Source organism: Streptomyces sp. JB150 (assembly GCF_011193355.1).
Taxonomy (GTDB): Bacteria; Actinomycetota; Actinomycetes; order Streptomycetales; family Streptomycetaceae; genus Streptomyces.
Window position 1 is genome coordinate 2,699,033 of sequence record NZ_CP049780.1, and the last position, 17,911, is coordinate 2,716,943.

General features: G+C 72.4%; 13 protein-coding genes. 3 read left to right on the plus strand and 10 right to left on the minus strand.

Features of this window, described 5'->3' with window-relative positions:
• Window positions 1–10: 10 nt before the first annotated feature.
• The 4 genes from G7Z13_RS12720 to G7Z13_RS12735 all read right to left on the minus strand — a co-directional run bounded on the left by G7Z13_RS12720 (window position 11) and on the right by G7Z13_RS12735 (window position 8,717).
• Window positions 11–4,279, minus strand: a complete 4,269-nt coding sequence (locus G7Z13_RS12720) for a trypsin-like peptidase domain-containing protein (RefSeq protein ID WP_240926195.1) — start codon at window positions 4,277–4,279, stop codon at window positions 11–13.
• A 181-nt stretch (window positions 4,280–4,460) separates the two neighbouring features.
• Window positions 4,461–6,146: a thiamine pyrophosphate-binding protein gene (locus tag G7Z13_RS12725; RefSeq protein WP_165998823.1), complete on the minus strand. Its 1,686-nt coding sequence runs from the start codon at window positions 6,144–6,146 to the stop codon at window positions 4,461–4,463.
• Window positions 6,143–7,132: an agmatinase gene (speB, locus tag G7Z13_RS12730; RefSeq protein WP_165998825.1), complete on the minus strand. Its 990-nt coding sequence runs from the start codon at window positions 7,130–7,132 to the stop codon at window positions 6,143–6,145. The genes G7Z13_RS12725 and speB overlap by 4 nt, the downstream gene beginning before the upstream one ends.
• A 52-nt stretch (window positions 7,133–7,184) precedes the next feature.
• Window positions 7,185–8,717: a sodium:solute symporter gene (locus tag G7Z13_RS12735; protein ID WP_240926196.1), complete on the minus strand. Its 1,533-nt coding sequence runs from the start codon at window positions 8,715–8,717 to the stop codon at window positions 7,185–7,187.
• A 182-nt stretch (window positions 8,718–8,899) separates the two neighbouring features.
• On the opposite strand from G7Z13_RS12735, the gene G7Z13_RS12740 reads away from it, so the two are divergent.
• Complete coding sequence (locus tag G7Z13_RS12740) at window positions 8,900–10,402, plus strand: PucR family transcriptional regulator (protein WP_206313061.1); 1,503 nt, start codon at window positions 8,900–8,902, stop codon at window positions 10,400–10,402.
• A gap of 83 nt (window positions 10,403–10,485) precedes the next feature.
• Complete coding sequence (locus G7Z13_RS12745; protein WP_165998829.1) at window positions 10,486–11,274, plus strand: phosphatase; 789 nt, start codon at window positions 10,486–10,488, stop codon at window positions 11,272–11,274.
• On the opposite strand, the gene G7Z13_RS12750 is transcribed toward G7Z13_RS12745, so the two are convergent.
• From G7Z13_RS12750 to G7Z13_RS12775, 6 genes are all read right to left on the minus strand, one after another.
• Window positions 11,213–11,761, minus strand: coding sequence for a hypothetical protein (locus G7Z13_RS12750; protein WP_165998831.1), 549 nt, complete (start codon window positions 11,759–11,761; stop codon window positions 11,213–11,215). The two genes, G7Z13_RS12745 and G7Z13_RS12750, sit on opposite strands and share 62 nt — an antisense overlap.
• 294 nt (window positions 11,762–12,055) lie before the next feature.
• Window positions 12,056–12,454 (minus strand): hypothetical protein, encoded by a 399-nt coding sequence (locus tag G7Z13_RS12755; protein ID WP_165998833.1) that lies wholly within the window; start codon window positions 12,452–12,454, stop codon window positions 12,056–12,058.
• A gap of 301 nt (window positions 12,455–12,755) precedes the next feature.
• A complete protein-coding gene (locus G7Z13_RS12760; protein ID WP_165998835.1) occupies window positions 12,756–13,622 on the minus strand; it encodes an acyl-CoA thioesterase II in 867 nt (288 codons plus the stop codon).
• 30 nt (window positions 13,623–13,652) lie between these two features.
• On the minus strand, window positions 13,653–14,810 hold the full coding sequence (locus G7Z13_RS12765; protein WP_165998837.1) for an acyl-CoA dehydrogenase family protein: 1,158 nt from the start codon (window positions 14,808–14,810) through the stop codon (window positions 13,653–13,655).
• A 184-nt stretch (window positions 14,811–14,994) separates the two neighbouring features.
• Window positions 14,995–15,585, minus strand: coding sequence for a hypothetical protein (locus G7Z13_RS12770; protein WP_165998839.1), 591 nt, complete (start codon window positions 15,583–15,585; stop codon window positions 14,995–14,997).
• A complete protein-coding gene (locus G7Z13_RS12775; RefSeq protein ID WP_165998841.1) occupies window positions 15,582–16,208 on the minus strand; it encodes a TetR/AcrR family transcriptional regulator in 627 nt (208 codons plus the stop codon). The genes G7Z13_RS12770 and G7Z13_RS12775 overlap by 4 nt, the downstream gene beginning before the upstream one ends.
• 86 nt (window positions 16,209–16,294) lie before the next feature.
• On the opposite strand from G7Z13_RS12775, the gene G7Z13_RS12780 reads away from it, so the two are divergent.
• Entirely contained in the window at window positions 16,295–17,911 is a 1,617-nt protein-coding gene (locus G7Z13_RS12780; protein ID WP_165998843.1) for a carboxyl transferase domain-containing protein, read from the plus strand.

The window sequence follows — 17,911 nt, forward strand, 5'->3', positions numbered from 1 at the left end:
GGGTCGTCGGTCACGCCGGGCAGATCTGGTCCGGCACGGCCGCGGGCAGGGTGCGCCGCTCCTCCTCGGTGAGGTCGTGCCCGAGGATGCCGCACAGGTGGCGCTTCCACAGCCCGGGGTCGAGCCGGAACCAGGTCGCCTGGGCCTCTCCCGTGTTGCTCCGCAGCAGCGTCTTTCCGTCGGGGGACATGGCGAGGAACGTCTGTTCCAGCCCGAAGACGTAGGAGTCGGCGCGGTCGGGCTCCGTGAAGCTGACGACGCGCACGGTCGTCCCGGCGGCGACCGTGAACCCGCCCCGCTGGTACGTCAGCCGGAAGTCGGACGCATCCACGGGCCCCAAGGGGCCGATCACCCGCCGCGCGAGGCCATCGGGCGATATCGACCAGCCTTCGATCATGTTGCCCATCGTGACCACGAGGGCGTACCGCCCACTCTCCCGCAGGACGGAATACTGGAGGTCGTCACCGAAGCGGACACCCCGGCCCTTGTCCTCCTCGGCTGTGTGCCGGTCGATGACGTACAGCCTGTCGTCGCCCAGGATGTTGATGGTCAGGTGTTCACGGTCCGGGTGCGGTCTGACGAAGACCTGTGGTTCCTTCTCCCGTGTCAGCTCGAGTTCCGGTACGTCGATGGGCTGAGCGGTCTCCCGGCCGGTGACCGCGTCCCACTGCTGGATATGGGTGCCGGACGTGCTCAGCACCTCGTCGTCATCAAGGAACATGAAGTGCACCGGTCTACCCTCCGGCGGCCGGCGCGCGGTGATTGTGGTCCGCTTCTTGAGCGAGGGGAGTTCCCGGAGTACCACGGTGTCGGGCGCGATCTGGTCGGCCACCAGGGTTCCGGAGGGATTGGCGATGGGTGCCAGGGAGTCCGTGCCCGGCTCCGATCTGACGCCTCGATCCACCTTGGCAACAATCTCGAAGCCGCCATCCTGCCGCGTAAATGTGTCGCTCATGTCGATAAGCCCGAGCTGCTCTCCATGGCTGCCGAGGTGCACCACCGCCGTATCGTCGTCGAGCAGGTGAGGCTGGCTGTCGAAGTCGACGACCCGCGTCGTCACCGGTCGGGCGGTCACCACTTCCTGGCCCCAGGCGAGCACGACCGGAGCGGACGCCGTACCGAACAGAGGCATCCCGGCGGTGTCCCCCGTGGCGGGCCCGAGCGCTTTGCGCATACTGCGTCGTCGCTCGCCGGGCCCCGTTGTGACGACGATCCAGCCGTCGGTCTCTTCTCGCGTCGCGAAGCGGCTTCCCGTCTCGTTGACGTTGATCTGGAAGCAGAAGAGGCCGGTCTTGTGCCGTGACACTTCCCGGCCGTCCGCCACGCGCACGGCCCGCACTATGGAGTTCAGGCCGCCGTCCGAGCAGGTGACCAGCACGCCGCCGTCACCCGACACAGCGAGGGCCGCCAAGCCGCCACTCGTCTGGTCCACCCGGTCCACCAGCACCCGCATCCGGTTCGTGGGCACGTCGATCGCCACCGCGGAAGAGCCGGACTCCGCCGGTTCCCCCTTGACCTCCCTCTCCACCACCAGCGTGTTCCGATCCGGGCCGAACCGCACGGTCCGGACGTCGCTCACGCCCAGCCTGGTCGCCGTACGCTGCGGACGGTCAAGGTCCCACACCCGCAGCCGCCCGTCGCCGTCCACCGCGGCGATGCGACTGCGGTCCCGCGACAAAGCGGCCAGGCCGAAAGGGTTTTCGTGTGACTCGATGAACCGGCTCGCGCTCACGAACGTCGCATCCTCGATGGCATGCCGCTCCCCCAGCAGAGCATCCGGCGTCCGTGCGTCCGCTTGTACGTCATGCCAGTACAGGACGTCCGACTCGTCCCCCAACGCCACATACGCGATGCGTCGCCCATCACCGCTCACCATCGGTACCTGAGCGACGGCCGGCAGGCCGAGCTGGTGCCTGAGGACCTTCCTCCCCACGCGCACGAACAGCGTCGCCCGCCCGGACCGCGTGGTCACCAGGGTCACCCTGCCGTCATTGCTGGTGGCCACTCCTCTGATCTTGCCCTGGGCGCCACTGAGGATCCACAAGGAGTCCTGGTAGCCCTCGTACTGCCGCATCAGCGCGTTGCGCGCCTCCCTCGTCGGCGCCACGTCGTACGCGGCCACCGCACTCAGGATGCCGAGCGCCGGGTTGCTCCCGGCTGTCTCGTCCGCGAAACCGGCCAGCGCCCGAGACCGCCCCTGGGCCTCCCGCTCCTCGCTGATGTGGCGTTGGTACAGGAGGAAGGTCCCGAGCCCCACGATCAGCGCGAAGACCACCGCCACCGCCACCCACCCCGCCCGCACCCGATTCCGCCGCGCCCGCTGCCTCGCTCGCGCCAGAGCGAGGAAGTCGCGTTCCTCCGGTGTCAGTTCGGGCTCGCGGTCGGCCAGCCGCCGTTGCAGTGCGGCGAGGTGCAGCGGGCCGGGGAGCAGGTCGGGGGAGCGGTCGGCGCGGTGCCAGCGCTCCAGGTCGTGGGCCAGTTCCGCACGGGCCGCCAGGAACTCGCCGTCCGCCTGGACCTGCCGGCGCAGCACCGGCCAGGCGGTGATCAGCGCCTCGTGGGCCAGTTCGGCGGTCTCCGGCTCGCCCTCGTCGCCGTGCAGCACCAGCAGGCGCCGTTCGGCGAAGGCGCGGGCGAGCTGCCACCGGGTCTCGCCCGCCTCCTGGCGGGTGAGTCTGCGGCGCAGCGGGGTGTCGCTGCCGGGCAGGAGCCGCACCAGACCGGTGAGCAGGCGCAGTGCCTCCGCCTCCAGGTCCGGCCGGCCGGCCACGCACTCCCGCCAGGCCTGTTCCGCGTGGCGTTCCAGCGCGCCGGAGACGCCGCCCATCTCCTCGTACGCCGTCGCCCGCAGCCGGCCGGCGTCCCGCCGGTCCCACAGCTGCCGCAGGACGAAGCCGAGCATCGGCAGGATGCCGGGTTCGCCGCCGGCGTCGTCGAGGATGCGCCGGTCCAGGCCGGGGTCGTAGTCCACGGCGGGGACGCGGTCGAGGGGGCGGGTGATGACCTCGGCCAGCTGGTCGCGGGTCATGGGGGTCAGCGGCAGTGTCCGGCCGCCGCGCAGTGCCGGGCCGAGCCGGGGATGCCTCAGTACGGCGTCCATGAAGTCGGCCCGCAGGGTGACCAGCACCCGGGTGGCGGCGTCCGGGCCGCGTTCCGTGAGCAGAAGGTCGACGGCCTCGTTCACTTCCGTCTCGGTGCGGTCCAGAAGGGCTTCGGCCTGGTCGAGGACGACGAGGGTCCTGCCGTCGGCACCGCCCCGCAGGACGTACAGCGTGTCCGCCAGGCCCTTCTCGGCGAGCAGGGTCTCCACCTCGGCGGCGCTGCCCGCCCGTCGCGGGCCGAAGCGTTCGCCGCGTACGGCCTCGAACAGGGCGGTGCCGAGGGCCGTGCGCGGGGAGGCGACCTGGCCGGCGTCCACCACGAGCACGTCGTGGCCCTCCCGCTGCATACGCGGTGCGACACCGGCCAGTGCCAGGCTCGACTTGCCGCTGCCGGAGGGGCCGTAGAGGACGACCGTGCGCCGCTGCCCGCGCAGGGCCGTCAGCACGTCCTCGATGTCGGCGTCCCGGCCGAAGAAGACGTCCGCGTCGGACTCCCGGAAGGTGGCCAGGCCCCGGAACGGGGAGGCCGGGCGGATCACCGGCGCCAGTTCGGGCAGCTCCCGCAGCAGGGTCCGGGTGTGCAGGACGTAGGACTGCTGGGCCTCCCGCTCGCGCTGGGCCGCCACGACGAGCCCGACGACCGCGCCGAGTTCACCGTCCCAGACGGGGCTGCCGCTGAACCCGCCCCGAATGTGCGCGGCCTGCCCGTCGGCCCGGGACAGCTGGATCCAGCCCTCGCCGGTCGGCCCGCCGAGGCGGCCCCGGAACCAGGTGGTGTCCGGCTCGCCGCCGGTGAATCCGACGGCGCCGACCTCGTGCTGCCACACGCCGGCGGGCTCGGCCATGGGCAGCGGCCGGGTGCCGGGGACGGGCGCGGCCAGCCTCAGCACGGCCACGTCTCCGGTGCGGTCGGGGCGGATCGGTATCCACCGCTCGACCCGGGCGGTACGGACCGGCGGACCGGCCTGCGCACCGGTCAGCGGGAAGTCGAGGCGGATCTCCGCGCCCGCCGCGACAGACTCGCCACGCGGCAGGCCCAGCGCGTCGGAGACGACATGGGCGCAGGTCAGCACCAGGTCGTCGGCGGCGAGGAAGCCGGTGCCGACGGACTGTCCGCGGGTGCCGCGGACACGGGCGACCGCCTGCGCCAGCGCTTCACTGGTGTTCCCCGCACGCACGCTCCGCACCACGCCCCCCGACCGGTCTTCGCGTCAACTCCCCGCTGATTATGGAGCGTTGCGTCACGCGAGTCACGGGGGCGCCGGGCGAGGGCGGGCCTCGGTGCGCGTCGCGGTGCGGGCCGCTGTACGGGTCTCGGTGCGCGTCGCGGTACGGGCCTCGGTGCGGGGAGCGCCGGGCTCAGCCCAGGTGCGTCGGTGCGAACATCCGCAGCAGTGCCGGGAGGACGACCACCGACGGGCCCGGCGTCGCCAGTGCCTTCGCCAGGTCCGACTCCAGGGACTCGGGGGTCGTCCGCACGCCGGGCACCCCGAAGGACTCCGCCAGGGCCGCGTAGTCGGGGCGGGTCAGTTCCGTCGCCGTGGCCTGGCCGAAGGCGTCCGTCATGTACTCGCGGAGGATGCCGTAGCCGCCGTCGTCGACGATGAGCCAGGTGACGTTCAGGTCGTACTGGCGGGCCGTGGCCAGTTCGGCGATGGAGTAGAGGGCGCCGCCGTCGCCGGAGACGGCGAGGACCGGGGTCGTCGGGTCGGCCGCGGCGGCGCCGAGGGCGGCCGGGAAGCCGTAGCCGAGGCCGCCGGCGCCCTGGGCGGAGTGCATGCGGTTGGGGCCCTGGGGGTCGAAGGCGGACCAGGCCCAGTAGGCGAGGATCGTCATGTCCCAGAAGGAGGGCGCCCGCGCGGGCAGGGCCCGGCGGACCGAGGCCAGCACCCGCTGCTCCAGGGCGAGGTCCTGCGCGGCGAGGCGCGCGGCCACCTTGTCGAGGACCTCCCGGACGCGCGCCGGGGCCGTGGCGTCCTCCCGCTCGCGCGTCGTCTCCAGCAGTGCCTGGAGGGCGAGGCGGGCGTCCGCGTGGATGCCGAGCGCCGGGTGGTTGGACTCGAGCTTGCCGAGGTCGGCCTCGATCTGGACGATCCGGCCGCGCGGCTTGAACGTGTGGTAGTTCGAGGAGAGTTCGCCGAGGCCGGAGCCGACCACCAGCAGGACGTCGGCGTCCTCCAGGAAGTCGGTGGTGTGGCGGTCCTCCAGCCAGGACTGGAGGGAGAGCGGGTGCTCCCAGGGGAAGGCGCCCTTGCCGCCGAAGGTGGTGACGACCGGTGCCTGGAGCTTCTCCGCGAGCTGCCGCAGCTTCTTCGAGGCGTCCGCGCGGACCACTCCCCCGCCCGCGATGATCGCCGGGCGCTCGGCGTGCGAGAGCAGGTGGGCGGCCACGGCCGTGAGTTCGGGGCGCGGGACCAGGTCCTCCGGGGTGGCGTCCACCCCGGTCACCACCGGCAGGTGCGTCTCGGCGAGCAGCACGTCCTGCGGGATCTCCACCCAGACGGGCCCGTGCGGGGCGGTCAGCGCCGACTTCCAGGCGGCGGCGATCGCGGACGGGATCTGGGACTGGGTGCGCACGGTGTGGACGGACTTCACCACGCCGCGGAAGGACGCGGCCTGGTCGGGGAGTTCGTGCAGGTAGCCGTGGCGGCCGCCGCCGAGGCCGGCCGTCGGGATCTGGCTGCTGACGGCGAGGACGGGTGCCGAGGCCGCCGCCGCCTCCTGGAGCGCCGCCAGTGACGTCAGCGCGCCCGGTCCCGTCGACAGCAGCAGCGGGGCCGCCTCGCCGGTGATCCGGCCGTACGCGTCCGCCGCGAAGGCGGCGTTGTTCTCCACCCGCAGCCCGATGTAGCGCAGGTCGGAGCGGCGCAGGGCGTCGAACACGCCGAGGGCGTGCTGGCCGGGCAGCCCGAACACGGTGGTCGCGCCCAGCCCGGCCAGCGTCTCCACGACCAGGTCTCCGCCGGTGCGGCCGGGGGGAGGGTTCAGCGCGGCCTCCGTCTGGGCGGCCGTCGGGCGAAGTTCCAGGTCGTGGTCGTGGGTCACTTGCCCTCGTTCTCCTTACCGGCCTCGCGGGCCGCCGCGATCTGCCGGGACATGATCGTCGTGAGTTCGTACGCCGTGTGGGAGGCCGCCACGGAGGTGATCTCCGCGTGGTCGTACGCGGGGGCCACCTCGACGACGTCCGCCGACACCAGGTTGCAGGACGCGAGGCCGCGCAGGATCTCCAGCAGCTCGCGGGAGGTCATGCCGCCCGCCTCCGGCGTGCCCGTGCCGGGGGCGTGGGCGGGGTCGAGGCAGTCGATGTCGATGGAGATGTACAGCGGGCGGTCGCCGATGCGCTGGCGCAGCTGGTCGGCGATCTCGTCGGCGCCGCGGCGGTAGACGTCGGCGGAGGTGACGATGCCGAAGCCCATCTTCTCGTCGTCGGTGAGGTCCTGCTTGCCGTAGAGCGGGCCGCGGGTGCCGACGTGGGAGAGCGCCGAGGTGTCGAGGATGCCCTCCTCGACGGCGCGGCGGAACGGGGTGCCGTGGGTGTACTCGGCACCGAAGTAGGTGTCCCAGGTGTCGAGGTGGGCGTCGAAGTGGAGCAGCGCGACCGGGCCGTGCTTCTTCGCGACCGAGCGCAGCAGGGGCAGGGCGATGGTGTGGTCGCCGCCGAGGGTCATCAGGCGGGCGCCGGTGGAGAGGAGGTCGTCGGCGGCGGCCTCGACGGTCTCCACGGCCTCGTTGATGTTGAACGGGTTGACGGCGATGTCGCCGCCGTCCGCGACCTGGGCGAGGGCGAACGGGGAGGCGTCCTGCGCCGGGTTGTACGGGCGCAGGAGGCGGGAGGCCTCGCGGATGGCGTTGCCGCCGAAGCGGGCGCCCGGCCGGTACGAGACGCCCGAGTCGAACGGCACGCCGATCACGGCGACATCGGCGGTGCCGACCTCGTCGAGGCGCGGCAGCCGGGCGAAGGTCGCGGGGCCGGCGTACCGCGGGACGCGGGAGGAGTCGACCGGGCCGCGGGGCGTCTCGTTGCTGCTCATGGGGAAATGCCTTCTTTCTTACGCTTCGTCGCGCAGGTACTGCTCAGTACCACTACTGACCGGTATACGACTCTACTGTGGAGTCGCCGCTGCTTCGGACACGGGTTCGGTTGTCGTCTGTCCGCTCGGAGGCCGTCGGCTCGGAGGCCGTGGGTTCGGGAGCCGCCCGGCCGGCGAGCCGGTCGCGCCAGGCGGCGAGCACCGCCTCGTCGGTCGGCTTCGTCGCCAGGGAGACGACGACGTAGGCGGCGAGGGAGGAGGCAAGGCCGTAGTAGACGGGCTGGTTGGCGAGGATGCCGTAGGCCGCCATCAGGCCGGTGACGGCGAGGCCGCCGGCGGCGACGGAGGCGAGCGCGCCCGCCGCGGTGCCGCGCCGCCACAGCAGCCCGCCGAGGATCGGCACCAGCAGCCCGCCGACGAGCAGGTTGTACGCCACGGTCAGCGCCTCGACGACGTCGTTGAGCGCGATCGCGGTGAGGATCACGGCGACGCCCATGAGGAGGATGAAGGCCCGGTTGCCCTTGACCTCGTCGTGCTCCTCGCCCGCCGACCGCACGGCCCCCCGCAGCCGCGCCCAGATGTCGTTGTTGGCGACGGTCGCGCAGGCGATGAGGGCCCCGGAGGACGTCGACATCACGGCGGCCAGCGCGGCGGCGAGCACCAGCCCGCGCACGCCCGTCGGCAGCTCGTCCCGGACGATGGTGGCGAAGGCGTCGTCGGCGCTCGCGAGGTCCGGGTACAGCACCTTGGCCGCCGTACCGATGACCGCGCCGCCCACGGCGTACGCCAGGCAGTAGGTGCCCGCGACGGTGCCGCCCCACCGGGCGGTGCGGTCGCTGCGGGCGGTGAAGACCCGCTGCCAGATGTCCTGGCCGATGAGCATGCCGAAGGTGTAGATCAGCACGTACGTGAAGATCGTCTCGCCGCCGATGCCCAGCGGGTCGAAGTAGTCGGTGGGCAGCTGGGCCCTCATCTCGGCGAAGCCGCCCGCCTTGACGACGGCGATGGGCAGGAGCAGGAGCAGTACGCCGACGGTCTTCACCACGAACTGCACCATGTCGGTGAGCGTGATCGACCACATGCCGCCCAGGGTGGAGTACGCGACGACGATCGAGCCGCCGAGGACGATCGCGAGGGTGCGGTTCACGTCGAAGAGGACGTCGAAGATCGTGGCGTAGGCGATCGTGGACGTGACCGCGAGCATGAGGGTGTACGCCCACATGACGACACCGGAGATCACCCCGGCCCGGCCGCCGTAGCGCAGGTCGAGCATCTCGGAGACGGTGTAGACCTTCAGGCGGGCGATCCGCGCGGAGAAGAAGACGGACAGGGCGAGCAGCCCGAGCCCGATGGTGAGGACCATCCACGCGCCGGAGAGGCCGTACTGGTAGCCGAGGCCCACCCCGCCGATGGTGGAGGCGCCGCCGAGGACGATCGCCGCCATGGTGCCGGAGTACATGGCCGGGCCGAGCCGGCGGCCCGCCACCAGGAACTCGCTCTTGGACCGGGCGCGGCGCATGCCCCACCAGCCCATGGCCAGCATCCCGGCCAGATAGACGACGATCACGATGTAGTCGACGGCCATGGGGCCTCCTTCGCGCACTCCCGGTGGCGTGTCGTGCAATGGCGTTTGCCCGGTGGCTCGTCGCGGGGACAACCGCCCGTACCCGCGGCCGCCGGCTCCGACCGACAGTAGGTGGCCGGAAAGCGACTGCGAAGTGTACGTTTCATCCACTTGAACGGAACGGGATGGAGGAATCGCCCATCATGCCCGACACGCCGCCGCCCGTTCCCCCCACCCCGCCGATCCCGCTCTCCGCCCTTCTCGCGCGCGAGGACCTGGCCCTGCGCCAGATCGCCGGGCCGCCGGCCGCGGACGTCTCGGTCCACTCCGCGCACACCTCGGAGATGTCCGACCCCTACCCGTACATCCTGGGCGGCGAGCTGCTGCTGACGGCGGGCGTGCACATCCCGCAGGCGGCGGGCTCGGACGGGGGGGCCTCGGGCCCGAGCGGAGCCGGGGGTTCGGCGGGCTACTTCGACGCGTACGTCTCACGTCTGGTCGAGGCCGGCGGCGCGGCGCTGGGCTTCGGCCTCGCCCCGGTGCACGACACGGTCCCACGCGCCCTGGTCGCCGCCTGCGAGACGTACGGCCTGCCCCTCCTGGAGGTGCCCCCGCAGACCACCTTCTCCGGTGTCGCCCGCGCCGTCTGGCAGCTGATGGCCCAGGCCCGCCTGGCGGAACTGCGCCGGGTGACCGAGGCCCAGCAGAGCCTCGCCGCCGCGGCGGCCCGCCCGGACCCGGTCCCGTCGGTCCTGCGCCGGCTGGCCCAGCGGGTCGCGGGCAGGGCGGTGCTGTACGGCCCGGAGGGGACGGAGATCGCGGCGGCGGGCCGGGCCCCGGACGAGGCGGCGCTGACGGCCCTCGCCGACCTGGTCCACGTCCTGACCGCGCGCGCCTCCGCCACCACCGCCACCGACACCGTCGCGGGCACCCATCTCGCGGTCTACGCCCTGGGCACCGGCCAGGGCTTCGTCCTCGGCGTGGCCTCCCCGCACCGGGACCCCGGCGACCACACCATCGCGTCCGTCGCCGCCGTCCTCCTCGCCCTCCTCACCGGCGGGCACCAGAGCGGCACCGGCGCCGCCCGCTCCTCCGCCCTGGTCCGGCTGCTCCTGGGCGCCCCGCCCGAGGAGGTCGCGCCCCTCCTCGGCGCGACGGACCACTGGCTCGTCGTCCACGCGGTCCCGCAGGCCGGGGCCGCCCCCGACCCGGTCGCGGCCGCCGCCCTGGGCACGGCGCTGGGCTCCCCCCTGGTCGACACCGCGGGCGACGTCGTCCGCGTCCTCCTGCCCGCCGGGCACACCCCCGCCCCGCCCCCCGGCTGGACCCTCGGCGTCAGCGCCCCCGCCGGCCCGGACGCCCTGGCCGACGCGGACACCCAGGCGGCCCGCGCCCTCTCCCGCGCCCGCGCCACCCGCACCCCGGTGGTGCACCACAACCCGCGCCCCACCCTGACGGACCTGGTCCCCCCAGCCGAGGCCGCCGCCCACGCCCGCGCCCTCCTGGCCCCCCTCGCCCCGCCCCTGCCCGAGACCCTGCGCACCTGGCTCTCCCTGCACGGCAGCTGGGACCGCACCGCGGTCGCCCTCTCCGTCCACCGCAACACCGTCCGCCAGCGCATCGCGCGGTGCGCGGCGCTGCTGGGGGCGGACCTGGACGATCCGGATGTGCGCATGGAGTTGTGGTTCGCGTTGCGGCAGGTGTAGGCGGGGATCGGGCGGGCGTGATCCACATCCCAGACCCCGCGACGTCAAGGACGGACACGCCCGACTGCCTCACAATGAGAACCATGCCGATACCCGGGACCCCCAGCCGCGCCGAACTCGTCGACCATCTCGTGAGGACCCGTATCGCGGGGGACGTCGCCACGCCCCGTGAGAACAACCTCTCGCACTACCGCCAGCTGGCGAACGGCAACCGCCACTACTGGCTCGGCCTGGAGCTGGGTGAGCGCTGGAGCGACGAGCAGGACGTGCTCGCGGTGATGGCGGAGCGGGCCGGGGTGAACGACGACCCGGAGTACCGGTACGGCCAGGACACCATCGACCCGGAGCTGACCGTCTCCGGGCTGGAGCGGATGGCGGCGCGGCTGCGCAAGGCGGCCGACGGGCGGCAGCGCGTGCTGTTCGCGACCGGTCACCCGGGCGGGCTGCTCGACGTGCACCGGGCGACGGCCGCCGCGCTGCGGGCCGCGGGCTGCGAGATCGTCGTCATCCCGGACGGCCTCCAGACGGACGAGGGCTACGTCATGCAGTTCGCGGACGTGGCGGTGCTGGAGCACGGGGCGACCCTGTGGCACACCCACTCCGGCGAACCGATGAAGGCCATCCTGACCGGGCTGGAGCGCGAGGGCCGTCCACTGCCCGACCTGGTCGTCGCCGACCACGGCTGGGCGGGGTACGCCGGGCAGCACGGGGTGGACTCGGTGGGCTACGCCGACTGCAACGACCCGGCGCTGTTCCTCGCCGAGGCGGAGGGCACCGTCCAGGTGACGGTGCCGCTCGACGACCACGTGGTCAGTCCTCGGTACTACGATCCGATGACGGCGTACCTCCTGGCGGAGGCGGGGCTGGCATAGGCGACACCCGGAGCGACGGACGGCCGGCCGCCTCCCCTGCCACGTCTCCTGCCGCCTCCCCCGGCAACGTGACGACGCCTCCGATCTCCTGACCGACCCGGGCCTGTCCCGTGAGGAACGCCAGCCGCTTCAGCAGGGTGTACCCCTCGGCCAGCACCGCCTCATGGCCCGCGTAGGACTCCAGGTTGAGCACGGCCGCCTCGACATGACCGATCTCGCTGACGAGCATCGGTATGCCCGGGCGGCCCAGTGCGTGCGCGGCGCCGGCGCGTTCGTGGAGCGCCGGTACGAGCGGGGAACCGCTGGCGTCGGCGATCGTCGCCGCGGAACCGCCGCTGAGCGCACGCAACTGCGCCCGGGCGTGGAGGGTGACGCGTTCGATCGCCCGCAGCTCGTCCATGGTGATCTCGAACGCCAGCTGCGGCCGTGGCGCGGCGGCCGGGGCGTCCTTGGCAGCGCGCTTGCGGCGCCTTCCGAAGATCCACACGGCGAGGAGTCTCCTCACGAACGGGCAGCCACGAGCACGCCGAAGCGACGGGTGTCGGTACGGCGAACACCGTGACAGCGCGGGTCAGATGGCGTGGGGAGACCGAAAGCGACCCTTCTGACAGCAACAAGCGCTTTCGATAATAGAGGTAGAAAGATAAACGAGGTCCGAATCAGGACTTACGAGAGTGTGACGGCGTACGCGGGCGGTGACGCCGAGCAGGGGCGCCCGTCTCCGGGAACACGATGTGCGGTCCCGTTCGAGACCGCACATCGTGCCTTTGCAGGTGCCGGATCAGTCGTGGCCACCGTTGTCGTGATCGCCGTTGCCGCCACGGCCGTTGTCGTCGTGGTCGTCGTGGTCGCCATTGCCGCCACGGCCGTTGTCGTCGTCGTAGTCGTGGTCGCCATTGCCGCCACGGCCGTTGTCGTCGTCGTAGTCGTGGTCATCGTGGTGGCCACGGCCGTTGTCGTCGTGGTCGTGGTGGTCACCGTTTCCGCCGCGACCCTTGTGATCGTCGCAGTCGTCGTCCCACCAGTCGTGCCTGTCGTCGTCGCAGTAGCGGCTGTGGCTGTACTCGTGGCCGGACGAGGACGCCGAAGCAGTTCCCGCCGTGCCTGCCGCGATACCACCGGTCATCAGCAGACCGGCGGCGGACGCCGCAACGAGGCGCTTGGCGCGTTGTGAACGCATGAGAAATACCTTTCGCTCCATCGTCTCCGCGGTCCCGGACGGGACCGGGGAACAGATGGCCGCGGCCGCACAAGCAGAACTGGCGCGGCACGGTCATGGGTATCGCCGCAGATTCATCTGAAGGAAAGAGCTCGACCGCCGACGCCTCCAGGCCACCCGCCCCGATTCACGGGCGAACGCTGGGGCCGTGTCCGCGCTACCGGACAGTGTCGGCCGGGCGTGCCGTGCTTGCGGCTTTCACTCACCCAGCCTAATCACTGACGGCCGCATCGGCATCTGCACAGTCCGGGTTCCCGGCGGATCACCGGGGGACCCGGACCACGCCCTCCTGGATCACGGAAATGGCGAGCCGGCCGTCCCGGGTGTAGATGCGGGCCTGGCCGAGGCCGCGCCCGCCGTACGCCGACGGGGACTCCTGGTCGTACAGCAGCCACTCGTCGGCGCGGAACGGGCGGTGGAACCACATCGCGTGGTCCAGCGAGGCGCCGACCACGTCGCCGACGGCCCAGCCGCCGCGGCCGTGCGCGAGCAGGACCGAGTCGAGGAGCGTCATGTCCGAGACGTAGGTGGCCAGCGCGACGTGCAGCAGGGGGTCGTCGGCGAGCTTGCCGTTGGTGCGGAACCACACCTGGGAGCGGGGCTCGCGCGGGGCGCCGTAGTGGCCGAACGGCGGGTCGTCGACGTAGCGCAGGTCGACCGCGGCTCGCGCCTCGATGAACCGCTCCACGACCTCCGGGTCGAGGTGCGGGTAGCCGCGCAGCCGGTCCTCGCCGGTCGGCAGGGTCGCCGGGTCGGGGGCGGGCGGCATCGGCGCCTGGTGGTCCAGGCCCTCCTCGTCCGTCTGGAAGGAGGCGGACAGGCCGAAGATCGGCTTGCCGTGCTGGACCGCGACGACGCGGCGCGTGGTGAAGGAACGGCCGTCGCGCAGGCGGTCGACCGTGTACACGATGGGCGCGCCGGGGTCGCCGGTGCGCAGGAAGTACGCGTGCAGGGAGTGGGGCGTGCGGTCCGCGGGGACCGTACGGCCCGCGGCGACCAGCGCCTGTGCCGCGACCTGTCCGCCGAAGACCCGGGGGACGACGGCGGACCGGGAGCGGCCGCGGAAGATGTTCTCCTCGATCTGTTCGAGGTCGAGCAGATCGAGGAGGTCTTCGAGTGCCTGACTCATCGCCACTCTGCGGGGTTCTGTGCGTGCCGCTTACAGCCCCATGTCCTTGGCGATGATCGTCTTCATGATCTCGCTGGTGCCGCCGTAGATGCGGTTGACGCGGTTGTCGGCGTACAGGCGGGCGATCGGGTACTCGTTCATGTAGCCGTAGCCGCCGTGCAGCTGGAGGCAGCGGTCGATCACGCGGTGCGCGACCTCGGTGCAGAACAGCTTCGCGGAGGCGGCCTCGGCGGGGGTCAGCTCGCCGGCGTCGAGGGCTTCCAGTGCCCGGTCGGCGACGGCCTCGGCCGCGTCCACCTCGGCCTGGCAGGCGGCCAGTTCGAACTTGGTGTTCTGGAAGGCGGCGACGGGCTTGCCGAACACGGTCCGCTCCTGCACGTACTGCTTGGCGAACCGGACGGCGGCCTTGGCCTGCGCGTACGCGCCGAAGGCGATGCCCCAGCGCTCGGAGGGCAGGTTGGCGCCGAGGTAGGAGAAGCCCTTGTTCTCCTCGCCGAGCAGGTCCTCGACCGGGACCTTCACGTCGACGAACGCCAGCTCGGCGGTGTCGGAGACCTTCAGGCCCAGCTTGTCCAGCTTGCGGCCGACGGAGTAGCCCTCGGACTTGGTGTCCACGGCGAAGAGGGAGATGCCGTGGCGGCGGTCCTCTGCGGTGGGCGGGGCGGTGCGGGCGCAGACGATCACCTTGTCGGCGTGGACGCCGCCGGTGATGAAGGTCTTGGCGCCGTTGAGGACGTAGTGCGTGCCGTCCTCGCTGAGCTTGGCGGTGGTCTTCATGCCGGCCAGGTCCGAGCCCGTGCCCGGCTCGGTCATGGCGATGGCCCACATCTCCTCGCCGGAGACGAACTTGGGCAGGTAACGCTTCTTCTGCTCGTCGGTGGCGAGCATCTTGATGTACGGCAGCGCGAGCAGCACGTGCACGCCGGAGCCGCCGAAGGTGACGCCCGCGCGGGCGGTCTCCTCGTACTGGATCGCCTCGAACTTGTGCGTCTCCAGACCGGCGCCGCCGTACTCCTCCGGCACGTTGATGCCGAACAGGCCCAGCTCGGCGAGCTTGTAGTAGAACTCGCGCGGCGCCTGGCCGGCCTGGAACCACTCGTCGTAGACCGGGACGACCTCGGCCTCGATGAAGGCGCGCAGGGTCTCCCGGAACGCCTCGTGATCCTCGTTGAACACCGTACGGCGCACGCCGCCACCTCCACCGGTACGTATCTAAGCGCTTGCTCAGCCTTACCGTACCGGCGAGTAGGGAGGGGAGTCCAGAGCGGGGCGGTGGTAACGCTCGTCACGCCCGCCGCGCCCACGGCCCCCTTCGGGCGCCGGTTCTGCGACGGGCGGGCGCCGGGTTCCCGACGGGCGGCGTGAGCCGCCGTCAGTCCCGCGCCTCCAGCGGCGGGCCGAGCCGGATCCGGGTCACACAGTCCACGTCCTGCCGGAACTCCTCGCCCCCCTGGCGGTACCGGTAGCGGCAGCCGGTCAGGTCGCCGCGGACCGGTCCGGTGACCTTCACCCGCGCGGCGTAGAAGACGTCGGACACCTCCCGCGCGGGGACCCGGACCGGCCGGCCCGCGTGGTCGCGCAGCTTCGCCGGGCCGGGCATGCCGTTGCGCACGCCGATGGAGATGACCAGGGCATGTCCGCCTGTGTCCTCGGCGCTGACGGCCCGGCACCCGAGGTACTCCAGGCCCTCGGAGACCCGGGCGATCTCACCCTCAAGCAGCACGAGCGGCTCGTCCGAGGTGTTGGCCACGGCCGGCAGGCACACCCCGCACTCGCTTCCCGAGCGGGCATGAGGGCTGGTCACCTCTATGCCGCCCTGTCTTTCGCCATCCAGGGCGGTGCCGGGAGCGGCCGGGCCGAGGAGGGCCCACGGGCCGGCGGCGAGCGGCGCCGACAGGACGGCGACGGCGGCGAGCGGCCGTCTGCCGCGCCGGGCGGGTGCCCGCCCGGCGGGTGCGGTCACCGCGCGGCGGCGTTGGCCCCCGCCGCCGCGAACGCCCCCCGTGCCATCCGGTGCAGCAGCTCCGCCGTGGCCCCGCGGCCCGGCAGGGAGCCGCGGCGGCCCAGGTGGGGGGTGGAGTTCAGCAGGCCGAAGACGGAGTGGACGGCCGAGCGGGCCGCCGGTTCGGCGAGGGCGGGGTAGACCTTGCGCAGGACGTCCACCCACAGTTCGACGTACTGCCGCTGGAGCTGGCGCACCAGCTTGCGGTCGCTCTCCCGGAGGCGGTCCAGCTCGCGGTCGTGCAGGGTGATGAGGGGACGGTCGTCGAGCGCGAAGTCGATGTGGCCCTCGATGAGCGAGTCGAGGACCGTCTCCGGGGCCGCCCCGTCGGCTCCCCCGGCGCCCTCCGCCTCCTTCAGGCGCTGCCTCGCCCCGGTCAGGAGCTGGCCGGAGATGCCGACCAGCAGCTCGGCGAGCATCGCGTCCTTGCCCGCGAAGTGGCGGTAGAGCCCGGGACCGCTGATGCCGACCGCGGCGCCTATCTCGTCCACGCCGACGCCGTGGAAGCCGCGCTCGGCGAAGAGCCGGGCGGCCTCCTTGAGGATCTGCTCGCGGCGGGTGGGGGCGTCGGTTCTCGTGGCCATGGAAGCAATTCTAGACAGGGAGGTTAGCGGTCGTTAACCTGAAGGAAATGCGTTAACGCTCATTAACAAGGTGAGGGGACCGCAGGATGGACCAGGCACCGGAGCTGACGACCGCGGCGGATCCCGCGTCGGAGGCCTGGCAGGCCAACGAGGCGGCGCATCTCGCGCTGGTCGAGGAGCTGCGCGGCAAGCTGGCCGCCGCCCGGCTCGGGGGTGGTGAGAAGGCGCGCGCCCGGCACACCGCGCGCGGCAAGCTGCTGCCGCGCGACCGCGTGGACACGCTGCTCGACCCGGGTTCGCCCTTCCTTGAGCTGGCCCCGCTGGCGGCGGACGGGATGTACGACGGGCAGGCGCCGGCCGCGGGGGTGATCGCGGGGATCGGCCGGGTCAGCGGACGCGAGTGCGTGATCGTCGCCAACGACGCCACCGTCAAGGGCGGGACGTACTACCCGATGACGGTGAAGAAGCACCTGCGCGCCCAGGAAGTCGCCCTGGAGAACCGGCTGCCCTGCCTCTATCTCGTGGACTCCGGCGGCGCCTTCCTGCCGATGCAGGACGAGGTGTTCCCGGACCGCGACCACTTCGGGCGGATCTTCTACAACCAGGCCCGGATGTCGGGCGCCGGCATCCCGCAGATCGCCGCCGTGCTCGGCTCCTGCACGGCCGGCGGCGCCTACGTGCCCGCGATGAGCGACGAGGCCGTGATCGTGCGCAACCAGGGCACGATCTTCCTCGGCGGCCCCCCGCTGGTGAAGGCCGCGACCGGCGAGGTCGTCACCGCCGAGGAGCTGGGCGGCGGCGAGGTGCACTCCCGGATCTCCGGTGTCACGGACCACCTCGCCGAGGACGACGCGCACGCCCTGCGCATCGTGCGGAACATCGTCGCCACCCTGCCGGAGCGCCGGGGCGTCCCGTGGGAGGTGCGGCCCGCCGTCGAGCCCAAGGTCGACCCGTACGGGCTGTACGGGGCGGTCCCCGCCGACCCGCGCACCCCGTACGACGTCCGGGAGATCATCGCCCGCGTCGTCGACGGCTCGCGGTTCGCCGAGTTCAAGTCCGAGTTCGGGCAGACCCTGGTCACCGGCTTCGCCCGGATCCACGGCCACCCGGTCGGCATCGTCGCCAACAACGGCATCCTGTTCGCCGAGTCCGCCCAGAAGGGCGCCCACTTCATCGAGCTGTGCGACCAGCGCGGCATCCCGCTGGTGTTCCTGCAGAACATCTCCGGCTTCATGGTCGGCAAGGACTACGAGGCGGGCGGCATCGCCAAGCACGGCGCCAAGATGGTCACCGCGGTCGCCTGCACGCGGGTGCCGAAGCTGACCGTGGTGGTCGGCGGGTCGTACGGCGCGGGGAACTACTCGATGTGCGGCCGGGCGTACTCGCCGCGCTTCCTGTGGATGTGGCCCAACGCCAAGATCTCCGTCATGGGCGGCGAGCAGGCCGCCTCCGTCCTCGCCACCGTCAAGCGGGACCAGCTCCAGGCCCGCGGCGAGGAGTGGCCGGCCGAGGAGGAAGAGGCCTTCAAGGCCCCGATCCGCGCGCAGTACGAACGGCAGGGGAATGCCTACTACGCCACCGCCCGCCTGTGGGACGACGGCGTCATCGACCCGCTGGAGACCCGGCAGGTGCTGGGCCTGGCCCTGACGGCCTGCGCGAACGCCCCGCTGGGCGAGCCGCAGTTCGGCGTCTTCCGGATGTGA